16 protein-coding genes are annotated in these 15,885 nt (G+C 62.8%); 11 read left to right on the forward strand and 5 right to left on the reverse strand.

Annotated features, from left to right (window positions below; translation table 11 throughout):
* The first annotated feature begins 6 nt into the window (after window positions 1-6).
* Both IEX85_RS05290 and IEX85_RS05295 read left to right on the forward strand, forming a co-directional pair.
* Complete coding sequence (locus tag IEX85_RS05290; protein WP_188859091.1) at window positions 7-438, forward strand: type II toxin-antitoxin system RatA family toxin; 432 nt, start codon at window positions 7-9, stop codon at window positions 436-438.
* 11 nt (window positions 439-449) lie between these two features.
* Window positions 450-755, forward strand: coding sequence for an RnfH family protein (locus tag IEX85_RS05295; protein WP_188859093.1), 306 nt, complete (start codon window positions 450-452; stop codon window positions 753-755).
* A gap of 57 nt (window positions 756-812) precedes the next feature.
* Here IEX85_RS05295 and IEX85_RS05300 read toward each other — a convergent pair whose 3' ends face one another.
* Window positions 813-1,142 (reverse strand): outer membrane protein assembly factor BamE, encoded by a 330-nt coding sequence (locus IEX85_RS05300; protein WP_188859095.1) that lies wholly within the window; start codon window positions 1,140-1,142, stop codon window positions 813-815.
* A 124-nt stretch (window positions 1,143-1,266) separates the two neighbouring features.
* On the opposite strand from IEX85_RS05300, the gene fur reads away from it, so the two are divergent.
* On the forward strand, window positions 1,267-1,692 hold the full coding sequence (gene fur / locus IEX85_RS05305) for a ferric iron uptake transcriptional regulator (protein ID WP_188859097.1): 426 nt from the start codon (window positions 1,267-1,269) through the stop codon (window positions 1,690-1,692).
* Window positions 1,693-1,744: 52 nt separating this feature from the next.
* Here fur and IEX85_RS05310 read toward each other — a convergent pair whose 3' ends face one another.
* Window positions 1,745-2,095 carry a four helix bundle protein gene (locus tag IEX85_RS05310; protein WP_188859099.1) on the reverse strand — a complete coding sequence of 117 codons (351 nt, stop codon included), beginning with the start codon at window positions 2,093-2,095 and terminating at the stop codon, window positions 1,745-1,747.
* A 220-nt stretch (window positions 2,096-2,315) separates the two neighbouring features.
* The gene (recN, locus tag IEX85_RS05315; RefSeq protein WP_188859101.1) at window positions 2,316-3,983 is read right to left on the reverse strand and encodes a DNA repair protein RecN; all 1,668 of its coding nucleotides are present in this window, start codon (window positions 3,981-3,983) and stop codon (window positions 2,316-2,318) included.
* 183 nt (window positions 3,984-4,166) lie between these two features.
* Between recN and grpE the strand changes: the two genes are divergently transcribed.
* From grpE to IEX85_RS05350, 7 genes are all read left to right on the forward strand, one after another.
* On the forward strand, window positions 4,167-4,778 hold the full coding sequence (gene grpE / locus IEX85_RS05320) for a nucleotide exchange factor GrpE (protein WP_188859102.1): 612 nt from the start codon (window positions 4,167-4,169) through the stop codon (window positions 4,776-4,778).
* 165 nt (window positions 4,779-4,943) lie between these two features.
* Window positions 4,944-6,869, forward strand: a complete 1,926-nt coding sequence (gene dnaK, locus IEX85_RS05325; protein WP_188859110.1) for a molecular chaperone DnaK — start codon at window positions 4,944-4,946, stop codon at window positions 6,867-6,869.
* 143 nt (window positions 6,870-7,012) lie between these two features.
* Entirely contained in the window at window positions 7,013-8,149 is a 1,137-nt protein-coding gene (dnaJ, locus tag IEX85_RS05330; RefSeq protein ID WP_188859112.1) for a molecular chaperone DnaJ, read from the forward strand.
* A 69-nt stretch (window positions 8,150-8,218) separates the two neighbouring features.
* Window positions 8,219-9,022: a serine O-acetyltransferase gene (gene cysE / locus IEX85_RS05335; protein ID WP_188859114.1), complete on the forward strand. Its 804-nt coding sequence runs from the start codon at window positions 8,219-8,221 to the stop codon at window positions 9,020-9,022.
* 47 nt (window positions 9,023-9,069) lie between these two features.
* Window positions 9,070-9,873: a 4-hydroxy-tetrahydrodipicolinate reductase gene (gene dapB, locus IEX85_RS05340; RefSeq protein ID WP_188859116.1), complete on the forward strand. Its 804-nt coding sequence runs from the start codon at window positions 9,070-9,072 to the stop codon at window positions 9,871-9,873.
* A 242-nt stretch (window positions 9,874-10,115) separates the two neighbouring features.
* A complete protein-coding gene (locus tag IEX85_RS05345) occupies window positions 10,116-10,427 on the forward strand; it encodes a YqfO family protein (protein WP_188859118.1) in 312 nt (103 codons plus the stop codon).
* Between the two features lie 192 nt (window positions 10,428-10,619).
* On the forward strand, window positions 10,620-13,523 hold the full coding sequence (locus tag IEX85_RS05350) for a bifunctional diguanylate cyclase/phosphodiesterase (RefSeq protein ID WP_188859120.1): 2,904 nt from the start codon (window positions 10,620-10,622) through the stop codon (window positions 13,521-13,523).
* Here IEX85_RS05350 and IEX85_RS05355 read toward each other — a convergent pair.
* Together IEX85_RS05355 and IEX85_RS05360 are read right to left on the reverse strand one after the other, a co-directional pair.
* Window positions 13,505-13,708, reverse strand: a complete 204-nt coding sequence (locus IEX85_RS05355) for a hypothetical protein (protein WP_188859122.1) — start codon at window positions 13,706-13,708, stop codon at window positions 13,505-13,507. The two genes, IEX85_RS05350 and IEX85_RS05355, sit on opposite strands and share 19 nt — an antisense overlap.
* A gap of 189 nt (window positions 13,709-13,897) precedes the next feature.
* Window positions 13,898-14,506 (reverse strand): MarC family protein, encoded by a 609-nt coding sequence (locus IEX85_RS05360; protein ID WP_188859125.1) that lies wholly within the window; start codon window positions 14,504-14,506, stop codon window positions 13,898-13,900.
* Between the two features lie 187 nt (window positions 14,507-14,693).
* On the opposite strand from IEX85_RS05360, the gene IEX85_RS05365 reads away from it, so the two are divergent.
* On the forward strand, window positions 14,694-15,596 hold the full coding sequence (locus tag IEX85_RS05365; protein WP_188859127.1) for a DMT family transporter: 903 nt from the start codon (window positions 14,694-14,696) through the stop codon (window positions 15,594-15,596).
* The last annotated feature ends 289 nt before the right edge of the window (window positions 15,597-15,885 follow it).

Here is a 15,885-nt window from a genome sequence, read left to right on the forward strand (position 1 = left end):
ATGGCGATGACCCGTGTAGAGCGCAGCGCTCTGGTGTTCCACACCGCCGAACAGATGTTCGAGCTGATCAACGACGTCCGGGCGTACCCGCAGTTTCTGCCCTGGTGCGCTTCGGTCGACGTGATCCGCGATACCGATGAGGAACTGGTGGCGCGGCTGCATCTGTCCAAGGCGGGGCTGAAATACAGCTTCGCCACCCGCAACCGGCTCGAGCATCCGGTGAAGATGACCATCGAACTGGTCGAGGGGCCGTTTTCGACGCTCAGCGGTGTCTGGACCTTCAAGCCGCTCAGCGACGAGGCCTGCAAGGTGAGTCTCGATCTGAGCTTCGATTTCACCGGCAAGCTGACCGGGCTCGCCATGGGCAAGGTGTTCAATCAGGTCGCGACGACGCTGGTTGACGCCTTCGTGACCCGGGCCGACCAGATTTACGCTTGAGAGGACTCAGGATGATTACAGTCGAGGTGGCCTACGCGCTGCCGCACGAGCAGAAGATCATTTCGCTGCATGTCGAGGATGACTGCACCGCGCACGAGGCGGTGGTGCGTTCCGGTATCGTCGAACTGTTTCCGGAAATCGACCCGTCGAACGCCCCCATGGGCATCTTCGGCAAGGCGATCGCCAATCCGCGCACCCAGGTGCTGAAAGACGGGCAGCGGGTCGAAATCTATCGGCCCCTGATTGCGGATCCGAAGGAGGCCCGGGCCAAGCGGGCGGCGAAAATGAAGGCGAAGAAGGAAGCCGGGAGCGGCTGAAGCGGGAGTCCGGCGGTGTCAAGGCACCGCCGCTCGGGCACTCTGTGCGGGGAAGGCTTACTGCGCAGCGCCACCCGGGCGGTAGTCGCCGCTGATGCGCTGGAGGCTGTTGTCGCTGAAGAACAGTGAAAGGTTTTTCTGCGTACGTTCCTCGCCGCCTTTCTGCTGGCTGTAGATGTAGTCCCAGCGGTCGGGGCTGAAGGTGTCGGTCACCAGCGGAGTGCCCATGATGTAGCGCACCTGATTGCGGGTCATGCCGGGCTTGAGCTGGTCGACCATCTCCTGGGTCACGACATTGCCCTGGGGAATGTCGATCTTGTGGACGCCGGGGAATGTGCAGCCGGTAATCAAGAGACTGACGGCGATGCTTGCGAGAAACTTTCGCATCTGCTTTAAACTTCCACTTTCGTGCATAAATAAAGATAATGGAGTCTAAGGAGCCGTTCGAAGGGTGTCAATTTGTTCGGCGGTCCGGGACTTAAATACGCGATTAGCATAGAGATTACATTGTATGGCGCTTGAAAATCAGGAACTGCGTAAAGCAGGACTGAAAGTCACCCTGCCGAGGGTAAAGATCTACCAGATTCTGGAACGAGCAGGTGAGGGCGATCACTTCAGTGCCGAAGATATCTACAAACTGCTGATGGAGCAGGGCGAGGACGTTGGGTTGGCTACGGTCTACCGCGTGCTGACCCAGTTCGAGTCGGCAGGCCTTGTGTCCCGGCACCACTTCGAGGGCGGTCATTCGGTGTTCGAGCTGTCCCGCGACGAGCAGCATGACCACGTGGTGTGCGTGAAATGCGGCAAGGTCCGCGAGTTCCACGACCCCGACCTCGTCAAGCGTCAGAACGCCATTGCCGAGGAATTGGGCTTCACCATTACCGACCGTACGCTGTACCTGTACGGCGTCTGCAAGGACGGGTGCGAGAAGAAGTAAAGTACGCGTGAGGGGTTAGGCGTGAGGCGTAAAGGGTGCTGGCTTCGTTGGTTCAGTGCTTTGCCAGGCGGCGAAGTAGCCCCGAAATCAGCATGCTCGTCCGGTTGATCTGCGCTTCCAGATCCTTGTCACGGCTATTGAATCCCAAGTCCGAAGCAATCAAGTACTGCGTTTCCAGTTCGCTCAGAGAGCCACGGGCTATTTTCAGGAAATAACAGAAGGCGCTGGTAGATCCCCTGCCAGCGCCTTCTGCAATGTTAGATGGAATGGATATGGCGGCACGGCGGATCTGAGCCGTGAGGCCGAACCGTTCATCCTCCGGAAATGGCTGGCTCCAGAGATAGATTGATCTTACGAGGGCCATAGCGGCTTGCCAGGCTTCCAGTCTGTAATGTGACTTCATCAGAGCCTCTCTGCTCGAACGACACCACCTGCCCGCGAAGTCTTATTGCCGGGGATTGATCCGTGGTTCAGTACAGCCATACTGATCCACGCCTCACGCCTCACGCCTCACGCCTCACGCCTCACGCCTCACGCCTCACGCCTCACGCCTCACGCCTCACGCCTCACGCCTCACGCCTCACGCCTCACGCCTCACGCCTCACGCCTCACGCCTCACCACATCACCCCAACCCAAGCATTTCCCGTGCGTGCGCCATCGAGCGTTCGGTGATGTCGATGCCGCCGAGCATGCGGGCGACTTCCTGTACACGGTCGTCGCGACCGAGGTTGCGGATGCGGGTCTGGGTACGGGCGGTGCCGTTTTTCTTGCTGACGAACAGGTGCTGGTGGCCCTGGGAGGCGACCTGGGGCTGGTGGGTGACGCAGAGGATCTGGGCGCGCTCACCGAGTTCGCGCAGTTTGCGGCCGACCACTTCGGCGATGGCGCCGCCGATGCCGACGTCGACCTCGTCGAATACCAGCGTCGGGGTCGAGGAGGTTTCGGCGGTGATCACCTGGATCGCCAGGCTGATGCGCGACAGTTCGCCGCCCGAGGCGACCTTGCCCAGCGGACGGGCCGGCTGACCGCGGTTGGCGGTGATCAGGAACTCGACGTCCTCCAGTCCCTGCGGGCCGCGGCGCTCCGCCGGCAGCTCGGTTAGGGCGACCTCGAACTGCGCCACCGGCATGCCCAGCTCGTGCAGCTGGCCGTCGACGGCCCTGGCCAGCTTGCGCGCCGCTTTCTGCCGCGCCTGGCTCAGTTTGGTGGCGTTGTCGAGATAGGCGTCGCGGGCCTTGCCGGCGCGCGCGGCCAGGGCGTCGAGCTCTTCGTCCGAGCGACTCAGGGACTCGAGTTCGCGGCGCAGGCGCTGGTGGAACTCGATCAGCTCTTCGGGCTGGATGCGGTGCTTGCGGGCAAGGTCGTAAATGCCGCTCAGGCGCTCCTCGACCTGCTGCAGCCGGCCGGGGTCGACCTCGACGCGGTCGAGGTAGTGCCGTACTTCCTGGCTCGCCTCTTCGATCTGGATCTGGGCGCTGCTGAGCATTTCGGCGGCCTGCTGCAGTGCCGGTGACTGGCTGTCGAGCGACGCCAAAAGCTGTTCGCAGTGGTTCAGCAGGCCAAGGCAGTTTTCCTGGTCGCTGTCGGCGGTCAGCTGCAGTAACTGGTGTCCGGTATGCAGGATCTGGCCGGCGTTCTCGAGCATTTTCTGCTCTTCTTCCAGCGCTTCGAGCTCGCCCTCGGCAAGGCCCAGCTGGTCGAGTTCCTCGGTCTGATAGCTCAGCAGCTGAATGCGGGCGGTCTGCTCCTCGCTCTGCTCGGTCAGGGTTTTGAGTTCCTGGTCGAGGCGGCGCCATTCCTGGTAGCGCTCGCGTACCTGCTCCGCGCGGCTCATCTGCCCGGCGTACTCGTCGAGCAGGGTGCGGTGATACTCGCGCTTGAGCAGGCGCTGGTGCTCGTGCTGGCCGTGAATGTCGACCAGGTGGCCGGACAGGGCGCGTACCGCGGCAACCGGACAGGGCTGGCCATTGATGTAGGAACGCGAGCGGCCCTCGGCGGTGATCACGCGCCGCAACAGGCACTCGCCGTCCTGATCCAGGTCCTGGGCTTCGAGCCAGGCGGCTGCGGTGGGCAGCTGGCTGAGATCGAAGCGGGCGACGATCTCGGCGCGCTCGGCGCCAACGCGCACCACGCCGCTCTCGGCGCGATCGCCCAGGGCCAGGCCCAGGGCATCGAGCATGATGGATTTGCCGGCGCCGGTTTCGCCGCTGACCACGGTCATGCCGGTTTGAAGTTCAAGGTCCAGACTTTCGACAATGGCGAAGTTGCGAATCGTCAACTGACTGAGCATGATCTGTTCGTACCTGTGTTTTCATACAGTGTTTTCATTGTATAGGTCATTTCCACGGGCGTTGCAATCGGCAAGCGCTCAGGCGTGCAAAAAATTTCCGGGGCGACGGTTGAATCGCCGACGAATAGCCCCATATAGAGCACCAGTATTACTGAGCAATCATCCTTGTGGTGGAGAAAACGCATGGCAGAACAGCAGAAGCATCCGGCGGACGAAACGCTTGAGACCCCGGTAACCGAAGACTCCGCGGCACAGAGCGCCGAAGCGGAAGCCCAGGCCGCCGACAGCGCCTCAGACTCGCCCGAGGCCGATGCCGCCGAGCTGCCCGACGCCGCCACCCTGGCTGCGGACCTGGAGAAAGCCTCCGCCGAGGCGGAAGCGCTGCGCGATCAGATGCTGCGGATCCAGGCGGAAGCCCAGAACGTTCGCCGTCGTGCAGAGCAGGATGTCGAGAAGGCGCACAAGTTCGGTGTCGAGAAGTTCGCCAACGAGATGCTGCCTATCGTCGACAGCCTGGAGCGCGCCATCGAGGCCTGCGGCGACGACGAGGCCAACAAGGCGATTCGCGAAGGTGTCGAGATGACCCTCGGCATGCTGCTGTCGGGTCTTGGCAAGTTCAATGTCGAGCCGGTGGATCCGCAGGGCGAAACCTTCGACCCGGCGCTGCACCAGGCGATGTCGATGGTGCAGGTACCGGACGCCGCACCCAATACCGTGGTGACGGTGGTGCAGAAGGGTTACACCCTGAGCGGCCGTCTGCTGCGTCCGGCGATGGTGATGGTCGCCAAGGGCTAGTTAGGAGCCTGTAAACCAGTCCCAATGAGGCTCTGGTTTTGATCAAAGTTTGCGCGTCCGCCCTTGAAACTGCATCCGGCGGACTCATATAGAGATTCAAGCTGTATTAATCGGATTTCGTGCCGCCCCCCGGGCGGGCACTGCTAAACACTGGAGTGAAGACGAATGGGTAAAATCATCGGTATCGACCTGGGGACCACCAACTCCTGCGTGGCTATCCTCGACGGTGAAAAAACCAAGGTAATCGAGAACGCCGAGGGCGATCGCACCACCCCGTCCATCATCGCCTATACCGATGATGGCGAGACCCTGGTCGGCCAGCCGGCCAAGCGTCAGGCTGTCACCAACCCGGACAACACCCTGTTCGCGATCAAGCGCCTGATCGGTCGCCGCTTCTCCGACGACGTCGTGCAGAAAGACATCAAGATGGTGCCGTACAAGATCGTCGAAGCCGACAACGGCGACGCCTGGGTCGAGGTCAAGGGCAAGAAGATGGCCGCACCGCAGGTTTCCGCCGAAGTGCTGAAGAAGATGAAGAAGACCGCCGAGGACTACCTGGGCGAGCCGGTGACCGAAGCGGTCATCACCGTACCGGCCTACTTCAACGACTCCCAGCGTCAGGCCACCAAGGACGCCGGTCGCATCGCCGGTCTCGAGGTCAAGCGCATCATCAACGAGCCGACCGCCGCCGCACTGGCCTACGGTCTGGACAAGGGCAAGGGTGACCGCACCATCGCCGTATACGACCTCGGTGGCGGTACCTTCGATATCTCCATCATCGAGATCGCGGACGTCGACGGCGAGCATCAGTTCGAGGTACTGGCCACCAACGGCGACACCTTCCTCGGTGGTGAAGACTTCGACCTCAAGCTGATCAACTACCTGGCCGAAGAGTTCAAGAAGGAATCCGGCATCGATCTGCACCACGATCCGCTGGCGCTGCAGCGTCTGAAGGAAGCGGCGGAAAAGGCCAAGGTCGAGCTGTCCTCCGCGCAGCAGACCGACGTCAACCTGCCGTACATCACCGCCGACGCCACCGGTCCCAAGCACCTCAACGTCAAGGTCACCCGCGCCAAGCTGGAGTCCCTGGTCGAGGAACTGGTCAAGCGTTCGCTCGAGCCGTGCCGCATTGCGCTGAAGGACGCCGACCTCGGCGCCTCCGACATCGACGAGATCATCCTGGTCGGCGGTCAGACCCGTATGCCGCTGGTTCAGCGTTCCGTTGCCGAGTTCTTCGGCAAGGACGCGCGCAAGGACGTCAACCCGGATGAAGCCGTCGCCATCGGCGCCGCCATCCAGGGCGCGGTCCTGTCCGGCGACGTCAAAGACGTACTGCTGCTCGACGTGACCCCGCTGACCCTCGGTATCGAAACCATGGGTGGCGTCGCCACGCCGCTGATCGAGAAGAACACCACTATCCCGACCAAGAAGTCGCAGATTTTCTCGACCGCCGACGACAACCAGGGTGCCGTCACCATTCACGTGGTACAGGGCGAGCGCAAGCAGGCGGCGCAGAACAAGTCGCTGGGCCGTTTCGACCTGGCCGACATTCCGCCGGCGCCGCGCGGCGTGCCGCAGATCGAAGTCACCTTCGACCTGGACGCCAACGGTATCCTCAACGTGTCCGCCAAGGACAAGGCGACCGGCAAGCAGCAGTCCATCGTGATCAAGGCCTCGTCCGGCCTGTCCGACGAAGAGATCGATCAGATGGTGCAGGATGCCGAGTCCCACGCCGAAGAGGACCGCAAGTTCGAGGAACTGGCGCAGGCCCGCAACCAGGGCGACGCCATGGTTCACTCCGCGCGCAAAACCCTCGAAGAGGCTGGCGACAAGGCGACCGCCGAAGAGAAGGAGCAGGTCGAGAAAGCCATCACCGAGCTGGAAGAAGCCCTCAAAGGCGACAGCAAGGACGATATCGAGACCAGGACCGCTGCGCTGACCGAAGCCATCTCCGGCATCGCCCAGAAGATGTACGCGGACGCCGCTCAGCAGGCCGAAGCCGGTGAGGCGGGCGCCGAGCAGGCTTCCGGCAAGACCGGCGACGACGCCGTCGATGCGGAGTTCGAAGAGGTCAAGGACGACAAGAAGTAAGTCGTCGAACCTGTGACGCACCGCGCCGGGCAGTCAGTGTCCGCGTGGGCGTCAGGCTCTGAAACGAGGCAGCGCGGGCGACAGCCCGCGTTGTCGTGTCCGGTTCCCGGCGGTCAGACCGCCGAAACATGACAGATCCGCTTATGTCGAAACGAGATTATTACGAAGTGCTGGGGGTGTCGCGCGATACCTCCGACCGCGATATCAAGAAAGCCTACCGGCGCATGGCCATGAAGTTCCACCCGGACCGCAACCCGGGGGACGCCGAGGCCGAGGACAAGTTCAAGGAGGTCAACGAGGCCTACGAGGTGCTGTCCGACGCGCAGAAGAAGGCCGCCTACGACCAGTACGGTCATGCCGGTCTCGAGCAGGGGGCCGGCGGTTTCGGTGGCGGCGGCTTCGATGGCAGCTTCTCCGATATCTTCGGTGACGTCTTCGGCGATATTTTCGGAGGCGGCGGTGGCGGTCGTCGTCGCAGCTCGGTGCAGCGCGGCGCGGATCTGCGCTACAACCTCGACCTGAGCCTCGAAGAGGCGGTTCGCGGCGTCGAAAAATCCATCAAGGTACCGACCCTGGTGCCCTGCGATACCTGTGACGGCTCCGGTGCCAAGCCCGGCACCAGCGCCAAGGCCTGCGGCACCTGCGGTGGCCACGGCCAGGTGCGCATGCAGCAGGGGTTCTTCTCGGTACAGCAGACTTGCCCGACCTGTCGCGGCGAAGGCAAGGTCATTTCCGACCCCTGCGGCAGCTGCCGCGGTCACGGCCGTGTCGAGAAGGTCAAGACGCTGTCGGTCAAGATTCCCCCGGGGGTCGACACCGGCGACCGTATCCGTCTGTCCGGCGAGGGAGAGGCGGGCAGCCACGGCGGGCCGGCGGGCGATCTCTATGTTCAGGTCAACGTGCAGCAGCATCCGATCTTCGAACGTGACGGGCGCAACCTATACTGCGAAGTGCCGATCAGTTTTGTCGACGCTGCACTCGGCGGCGAGCTTGAAGTGCCGACCCTCGATGGCCGGGTCAAGCTGCGGGTGCCGGCCGAGACCCAGACCGGAAAGCTGTTCCGGCTGCGCGGCAAGGGCGTGAGCCCGGTGCGTGGCGGCCCCACCGGCGACCTGCTGGTGCGTGTCGTGATCGAGACGCCGGTGCACCTGACCAGCCGCCAGAAGGAACTGCTCAAGGAGTTTCAGCAGGCGACAGAAGAAGGCAGCGATCACAAGCACAGCCCGAAAAAAACGTCGTTCTTCGATTCCGTGAAGCAGTTCTTCGAGGATATGACCTGATACCGACCCTGAGGGTCGTGACATTCAGTGGGGCGCCCCGGCGCCCCGGCTGCCCAACCAGGGGGAAGCATGAACAGCATTGCCGTGGAGCCCGAAGCGCTCTGGTCACGCATCCAGGATGAGGCGCGTCGGGAAGTGGAGCGCGAGCCCTTTCTCGCCAGCTTCTACCACGCCGCCATCATCAGCCACCAGGATCTGGCGTCCGCGCTGTCGTTTCTGCTGGCGTCGAAGCTGGCCGACGAAGTCATGTCGGCGGTCTCGATGCGTGAGCTGATCGAGAAGGCCTACGCCCAGGATCCCGTGATTATCGAGTGTGCCTGCCAGGACCTTCTGGCCGTTACCACCCGTGACCCGGCGGTCGACAGTCTCTGCACCGTGATGCTCTACCTGAAGGGCTTTCACGCGTTGCAGTCCTACCGTATTGCGCATTACTTCTGGCGCGAGGAGCGCCGCGCGCTGGCGCTGTATATTCAGAGCCGCGTCAGTTCCACGCTGCAGGTCGACATTCATCCGGCGGCCCGTATCGGGCGCGGGGTGATGCTGGACCACGCCACCGGTATCGTCATTGGCGAAACCAGCGTGGTGGAGAACGATGTCTCCATCCTGCAGAACGTCACCCTCGGCGGTACCGGCAAGGAAAGCGGCGACCGCCACCCGAAGATCCGCGAAGGCGTGCTGATCGCCGCCGGCGCCAAGATCTTCGGCAATATCGAGATCGGCGCCGGCGCCAAGGTCGGCGGTGGCAGCGTGGTGCTGGAGAGCGTGCCGCCACATACCACCGTGGTCGGCGTGCCGGCCCGGGTGGTGGGTCACCCCGGCTGCGACAAGCCGGCACTGGACATGAACCAGTCGTTCCCCAAGGACGATAGCTGAGGCAGTCGATGCCTCCCGAACAGTTTTCCGACAGAGATTCTGACACGATGATTCGAGTAGCGGTAACCGGTGCGGCCGGTCGAATGGGCAAGACCAATATCGAGGCGTTGCAGCTGGCCGAAGGCGTGGAGCTGAGCGCTGCCATCGTCGAGCCGGGCAGTTCGCTGATCGGTGCCGATGCCGGCGAGCTGGCGGGCGTCGGCAGGCTGGGCGTGGCACTGGTCGCAGACCTCACCAGCGTGCTGGACGATTTCGACGTGCTGATCGACTTCACCACGCCGCAGGCGACGATGGAAAACGTCGCCCTGTGCGCGCAGCACGGCAAGAAGATCGTGATCGGCACCACCGGTCTGACCGAAAGCCAGAAATCCGAACTCAAGCTGCGTGGCCGGCAGATTCCGATCATGTTCGCGCCCAATATGAGCGTCGGCGTCAACGTCTGCTTCAAGGTGCTGGATCTGATCGCCCGCACCCTCGGCGACGACTACGATATCGAGGTGATCGAGGCGCATCACCGTCACAAGGTGGATTCGCCCTCGGGCACCGCGCTGCGCCTGGGCGAAGTGGTGGCCGATGCGCTGGGACGCGATCTGAAGGAATGCGCGGTTTATGGCCGCGAAGGCCAGATCGGTCCGCGCACCCGCAAGGAGATCGGTTTCGAGACCATCCGTGCCGGCGATGTGGTCGGTGATCACACGGTGTTGTTCGCCACCGAGGGTGAGCGCATCGAGCTGACGCACAAGGCCAGCAGCCGCATGACCTTCGCCAAGGGCGCCGTGCGCGCCGCCCGCTGGCTCGGCGAACAGGAGCCCGGACTCTATGACATGCAGGACGTGCTGGGCCTGCGCTAGGCACGGCTGTTGGGTTACGCACCTTCGGTGCTAGACCCAACCTACCCGACTACGAAGTCGGAACCGGAGGGTGGGTCTAGCGATGCAGTCCAATGAAATTGAACGATTGTTCCGCCTTATGGGCATCGCGTAACCCCCAATATTGATCGCAGTACAGATCGATTGGTGTCAGTTGGCACGGCTGTTGGGTTACGGTCCTTCGGTGCTAGACCCAACCTACGTAAAACCCAGGGAGCATGCCCATGTACAAACTCTGCTTTTTCGTTCCGGATGCCAATCTCGAAGCGGTCAAGCAGGCGGTGTTCGACGCCGGCGCCGGCCGGATTGGCGACTACGACAGCTGCTGCTGGCAGACCCGGGGGACCGGTCAGTTCCGACCGCTCGCCGGCAGCAACCCGCACATTGGCGAACAGGGGGCGCTGGAGCAGCTCGAGGAATGGAAGGTCGAGGTGGTCTGCGCCAATGACCGAATCGACGCGGCGATTGCGGCGCTAAAACTCGCCCACCCCTACGAGGAAGTGGCATACGACGTCTGGCGCCTTGAGGCTCTCTGACGTCCGCCATCCGTTCGGTCCAAGCCGGCAGCTCCGAATAGGGCTGTACATGCCGTTTTCCTGCATCTATTGATCCAGGTCAGCCAAAAGCGCGGCCGCATTTGCAAGGCGATTGCCCCTCTGCTACAAGACGCGGTTTGTCAACTTTAGGCCCCGCTGGGCACGGCGCTGCTGGCACGGATACCGCTGACCTTGGATTATCGAATCAACTCGCAAGCTCTTCCCCGTTACCTGGTCCTGGGCATGGTCGGTACGGTGGCCGTACTGCTGCTGGTCATCATCGGCTATCTGATGGCGGCCAACTACTCGCAGCGCGAAGCGCAGCTCCAGACCCTGGAAGCCGAGTTCGACGCCGCCCTGCACGCACAATTACAGGCCAGTATCGAAACGGTCAGGGAGCAGGCCAGCTTCGTTTTCGACCGCGCCGAATCGATTCTGCGACAAGAGGCCCGGGAGCAGGTGAATCAGGCCCACAGCATTGCCTCTGCGCTTTACAGGCGAGAGCGCTGGCGCCTGCCGGACAGCGAGGTGCAGGCCCTGATTCTTGCCGCGCTGCGTGATCAGCGCTTCTTCAACGGCCGTGGATATTTCTTCGTCGACGACGGCAAGGGCTGGTCGCTGCTGTCCCCGGTCATACCGAGCGTCGAAGGCACCAATCAGCTTGAGCACAGCGACCCGCTGATGCGGCAAAGCACGCGCGCAATCCTCGATACCGTCGCCAATCACGAGGGGGCGGGGTTCGTCAGCTATGACTGGTACGTGCCGGGCGGCGACGGCGCCAAGGCGCAGAAAATCACCTATGTGCGCCGTTTCGATCCCTATGGCTGGATTCTCGGCACCGGCGATTACGTGTTCCGGATTCGCGAGGACCTCAAGGCGCTGGTGCTGGACCGGCTCGATCGGCTGGAACGGGATGGGCAGACCTTTCTGGCGGTGCTGGACGGCCGTGGAAAGGTGGTGCGTTACCCCAGTATCACGCTCCCTGACGGCGGCGTCAGGGCGGTGCAGGCGTTGCAGGACGCAGGTAACCTGCGGCCGCTGCTCGAGCGGTCACAGATGTCGAGCGAAGGCTTCATCGAGACTCGCTGGCGCCATCCGGTTTCGGGCGAGCTGGCGCCGGTGTTGCTGCGGGCGGAAAACCTGCCGATGGCGGACTGGGTACTGGTCTCGGGTATCTTCCCGGAGGATGCAGGCCAGCAGTTGCAGCAGCAATGGACGCAGATGCGGGACGGACTGCGTCAGAACATTTACCGGCTGCTGGTGGCGCTGGGCGTCGCGGCGCTGATCACGCTGCTGCTGTCGCTGGTCTACGCCCGCTGGCTGCGCCGGTTGTTCCGGCAATACCAGTCCAGCATCGATCGCAGTCAGGAGGCGCTGGAGCGCAATTCCCGGCAGTTGCAGCTGTCGGCGCGGGTGTTCGAGGCGGCGCGCGAGGGCATCATCATCTCCGATGCCGGCAACCGCATCCTGGCGGTGAATGGCGCTTACAGCCAGATCACCGGATACGTGGCCGATGAAGCGGTGGGGCGGGACCCGGGCTTCATGGGATCCGGGCGGCACGACAAGGCGTTTTACCAGAAGCTCTGGCAGGAGCTTCACCGCGACGGCCACTGGCAGGGCGAGGTCTGGAACCGGCGCAAGAGCGGCGAAATCTATCCACAGTGGCTGTCGATCAGCGTCTGCCGTAACGCTGCGGGCGATGTCGAGAATTACATTGCCACCCTCAGCGACATCAGTGAACACAAGCGGGTCGAGGAGCGCCTCAGCTATCTGGCCAACTTCGATCCGCTGACCGACCTGCCGAATCGGCGCATGCTGGAAGAGCGGATCTCGCAGGCCGTGGCGCTGTCGCGGCGCCACCCGGAAATCGGCTTTGCGCTGCTGCTGGTTGGCATCGACCGACTCGAATACATCAATGATTCCCTTGGTCACGCTACCGGAGACCGGGTGCTCCAGCAGCTGGCCCAGCGACTAAGGCATCAGGTGCGCGCGGAGGATACGGTATTTCGCCTCGGCGGCGACGTCTTTGCCGTTCTGGTACAGGACGGGCATTCGATGTTCGAGGTCGCGGGGCTGGCCCGCCGGCTGCTCAAGCATCTGTCGGAGCCGCTGCGCCAGAGTGGCGTCGACCTTGTGATGACCCAGAGTATCGGTATCGCCGCCTTCCCGGCGGATGGCGAAAACGTGGAAACGCTGCTGAGCAATGCTGCGGCGGCACTACATCACGCCAAGGCGCAGGGACGAAACCGATCTCAATTCTTCACCCGGGAAATCAACGACAGCCTGGCGCAGCGGCTGCAGATGGAGCAGGCGTTGCGCCAGGCGCTTGCCAACGATGAGCTGAGCCTGAACTACCAGCCCCAGTACCGATTGTCGGACGGCGCCCTGATCGGCTGCGAAGTGTTGCTGCGCTGGCATTCGGCGGAGCTGGGGCCGGTCGGGCCGGACCGCTTTGTTCCGCTGGCCGAGGAAACCGGCATGATAGGGGCTATCGGTCACTGGGTACTGCGCTCGGCGTGCCTGCAGGCGGCGCTCTGGCGGGCGCAGGGGCTGGAGATTCCGGTGGCGGTCAACGTCTCCGCCTGTCAGCTGACACCGGGGCTGGTCAACGAAGTGGCGGGCGCGCTGGCGGAGACTCGGCTACCCGCCGGCCTGCTGACGCTGGAGCTGACCGAAACCGTGCTGATGCAGCGTCAGGACGAAACGCGGGCGCTGCTGCATGAATTGCGGGCACTGGGCGTGGGGCTGGCGATGGACGATTTCGGCACCGGCTATTCCAGTCTCGCCTACCTGAAGCGCTTCCCGATCGACAAGCTGAAGATTGACCGTGCCTTTGTGCATGGCCTGCCAGCCGACGGTGATGGCTGCGCTATCATCCGGGCGGTGCTGGAAGTTGCGCGCCACCTTGGACTGGCGACGGTGGCGGAAGGTATCGAGACCCCCGAGCAGCATGCGTTTCTCAATGGTATCGGTTGCGAAGAGGGACAGGGCTATCTGTTCGCCAGACCGCTGCCGGTGGACGCGATGACCGATCTTCTGCTTGCCGCCCGCGCGCAGGAGGTTGAGCCGGCGTTGTGTCAGGGCTCGTCGCGCTGACGCATCAGCGCCTCGCTCTGCTCGAGCCGTTCGCGCACCTGGACTTCGCTTTGCTGAAGTTTTTCTTCAATTTCCTGCTTATGCATCAGCGTCTGCTGGTTCTGCAGCGAAACGGCGCTGTCGCAGCTTTTCATGCTGACAAAGCCGACTGCAACCACCGCCAGCACCATCATCAACCTCAGCATATTGGGATCTCCCTGTGGCCCTCCCGATGCAGTTTAGCAGGCTGATGAAAATCTATCTGCGTTGTCGAATACTGCGTTAAAAACAGGCTCAAAATGCTGATTTAGTTCACTAAACTGCGTTTTTTCGCCTGTTTTTGCCTTGTCTCGACTGCCTCGATGACGCTTCTCATCAGTCTGCTCGCGGGCTGTTCAGAGGCCGTTGCTTTGCATGAAGCCGTGGATCCCGGTCAGCACGATTTGCGACGCCATCGCCGACAGGATCAGGCCGGTTACCTTGCTGAGGATATTGAGGCCGGTGCGGCCGAGCAGTTTCTCCATCGCGCTGGCGGTATGCAGCAGCGCCAGCAGGCAGCCCAGCGCCAGCATCATGCCGCCGATGCCCCAGACCATGTCCATGCCCCGCATTTCCGCACCGTAGACCAGGATGGCACCGATGGTTGCCGGGCCTATGATGGTGGGCAGCGCCAGCGGCACCACGGCCACATCGTCCCGCTGCTCGTTGGGCACCTCGGCGTTGACGCGTACGCCATCCCTTACCAGGCTCACCCCGGACAGAAACAGCAGGATACCGGCGCCGATGCGAAAGGAGTCCAGGGTGATGCCGAGGGCCTCGAACATCGGTGTGCCGAAAAAGAACAGCACCAGGGAAATGCAGAAAGCGGCGAATACGGCCCGGTTGGCGATCGAGCGTCGTTCAGCGCGGCTCTCGTTGCGGGTCAGGGAGAGAAACATCGAGACCACGAAGAAGGGGGCGAACAGGAAGGAGAACTTGATCCAGGTGGTAACCAGCAGCGTCATGGTGGCGGACTCGCTCGCAAAGCGCGCATTCTAGCACCGGCGCGCTGGACGCCGAAGCAATACGGCACTCTGGCGATAAGTATTGCTAATGCAGATTAAAAATTATTCGCTTCACTTATCCGTTATCGGCGCTAATCTGCCCGGTCCGCCGTTGCACCCGCGACTCCGCCCTATCGAGGACTGGCCCATGAATTCCCGCGCTTTGCCGATGCTCTGTCTGATAGTCGCCATGCTGCTGTGGGGGAGTTCCTTTGTGGTGCTCAAGTACGCTTTTGCCCATTACCATCCGATGGTGGTGCTGACTGGTCGCATGCTGGTCGCGTCCTGCTGTTTTGTCTGGCTGCTGAAGCGCTTTGGCCCCGTCGACTACCGCCCCGGCGACTGGAAACTGCTCGCCGGACTGATGCTGGCGGAGCCCTGTCTCTATTTCCTCTTCGAAGCCAGCGCGCTGCAGTACACCAGCGCCGCCCAGGCCGGCATGATCACGGCGCTGCTGCCGCTGCTGGTGGCGGTCGGGGCCTGGTTCTGGCTGCGCGAGCGCCTGCACCGGCAGGCCTGGGCCGGCTTTGCTCTGGCCGTTGCCGGCGCGGTCTGGCTGAGCCTTGCGGCCGAGGAAAGCGCCGCCGCGCCGAATCCGCTGCTGGGCAACTTTCTCGAATTCTGCGCTATGCTCTGCGCCACCGTTTACACCCTGTGCCTGAAGCGGTTGTCGTCACGCTATTCGCCCTGGCTGCTGACGGCGCTGCAGTCATTCTGTGGCGCGCTGTTTTTCCTGCCGTCGCTGGCGCTGCCGCAGGTCAGCCTGCCCGATGCCTGGATACCGCAAGCCGTGGCGGCGATACTGTTCCTTGGCGTGGCGGTCAATATATTCGCTTACGGCCTCTACAACCTGGGGGTTTCCCGGATGCCGGCCAGCCAGGCATCCGCCTACATCAACCTGATTCCGGTTTTCACCCTGATCCTGGCGTACCTGGTGCTGCGCGAGACCCTGAATTACGAACAGCTGGCTGCCTCGGCGCTGGTGATCGGCGGCGTTGTCCTCAGCCAGTGGCAGCCGTCGCGGCGGTCTGCCGCCCTGGAAGTGGCCTGATCATGCCGTAGCGTGCCCACAGCGAAGCGAACGGCACCGATTTTGCGGCACGTTTCGCTTCGCTCAAGGTGCCCTACGGTTCCTGTGTGTGGGGTGGTTAGGGCCTAGTCTACCGCTGTGCCGGCTGAAACCAATCGATCTGTACTGCGATCGATATTGCGGGTTCCCTGATAACCGCTCCTGCGTAATCAGGATTTCCGCCTTCCCTGGCGGTTTCGCGATGCCTGCGAACCGGTGTGGGCGTGAAGGCCTCTGCGATGCATCGCTCTACCCAGCCTCCGGTCCGTGG

Origin of the sequence: Marinobacterium nitratireducens (assembly GCF_014645375.1) — a bacterium.
Lineage (GTDB): Bacteria > Pseudomonadota > Gammaproteobacteria > Pseudomonadales > Balneatricaceae > Marinobacterium_A > Marinobacterium_A nitratireducens.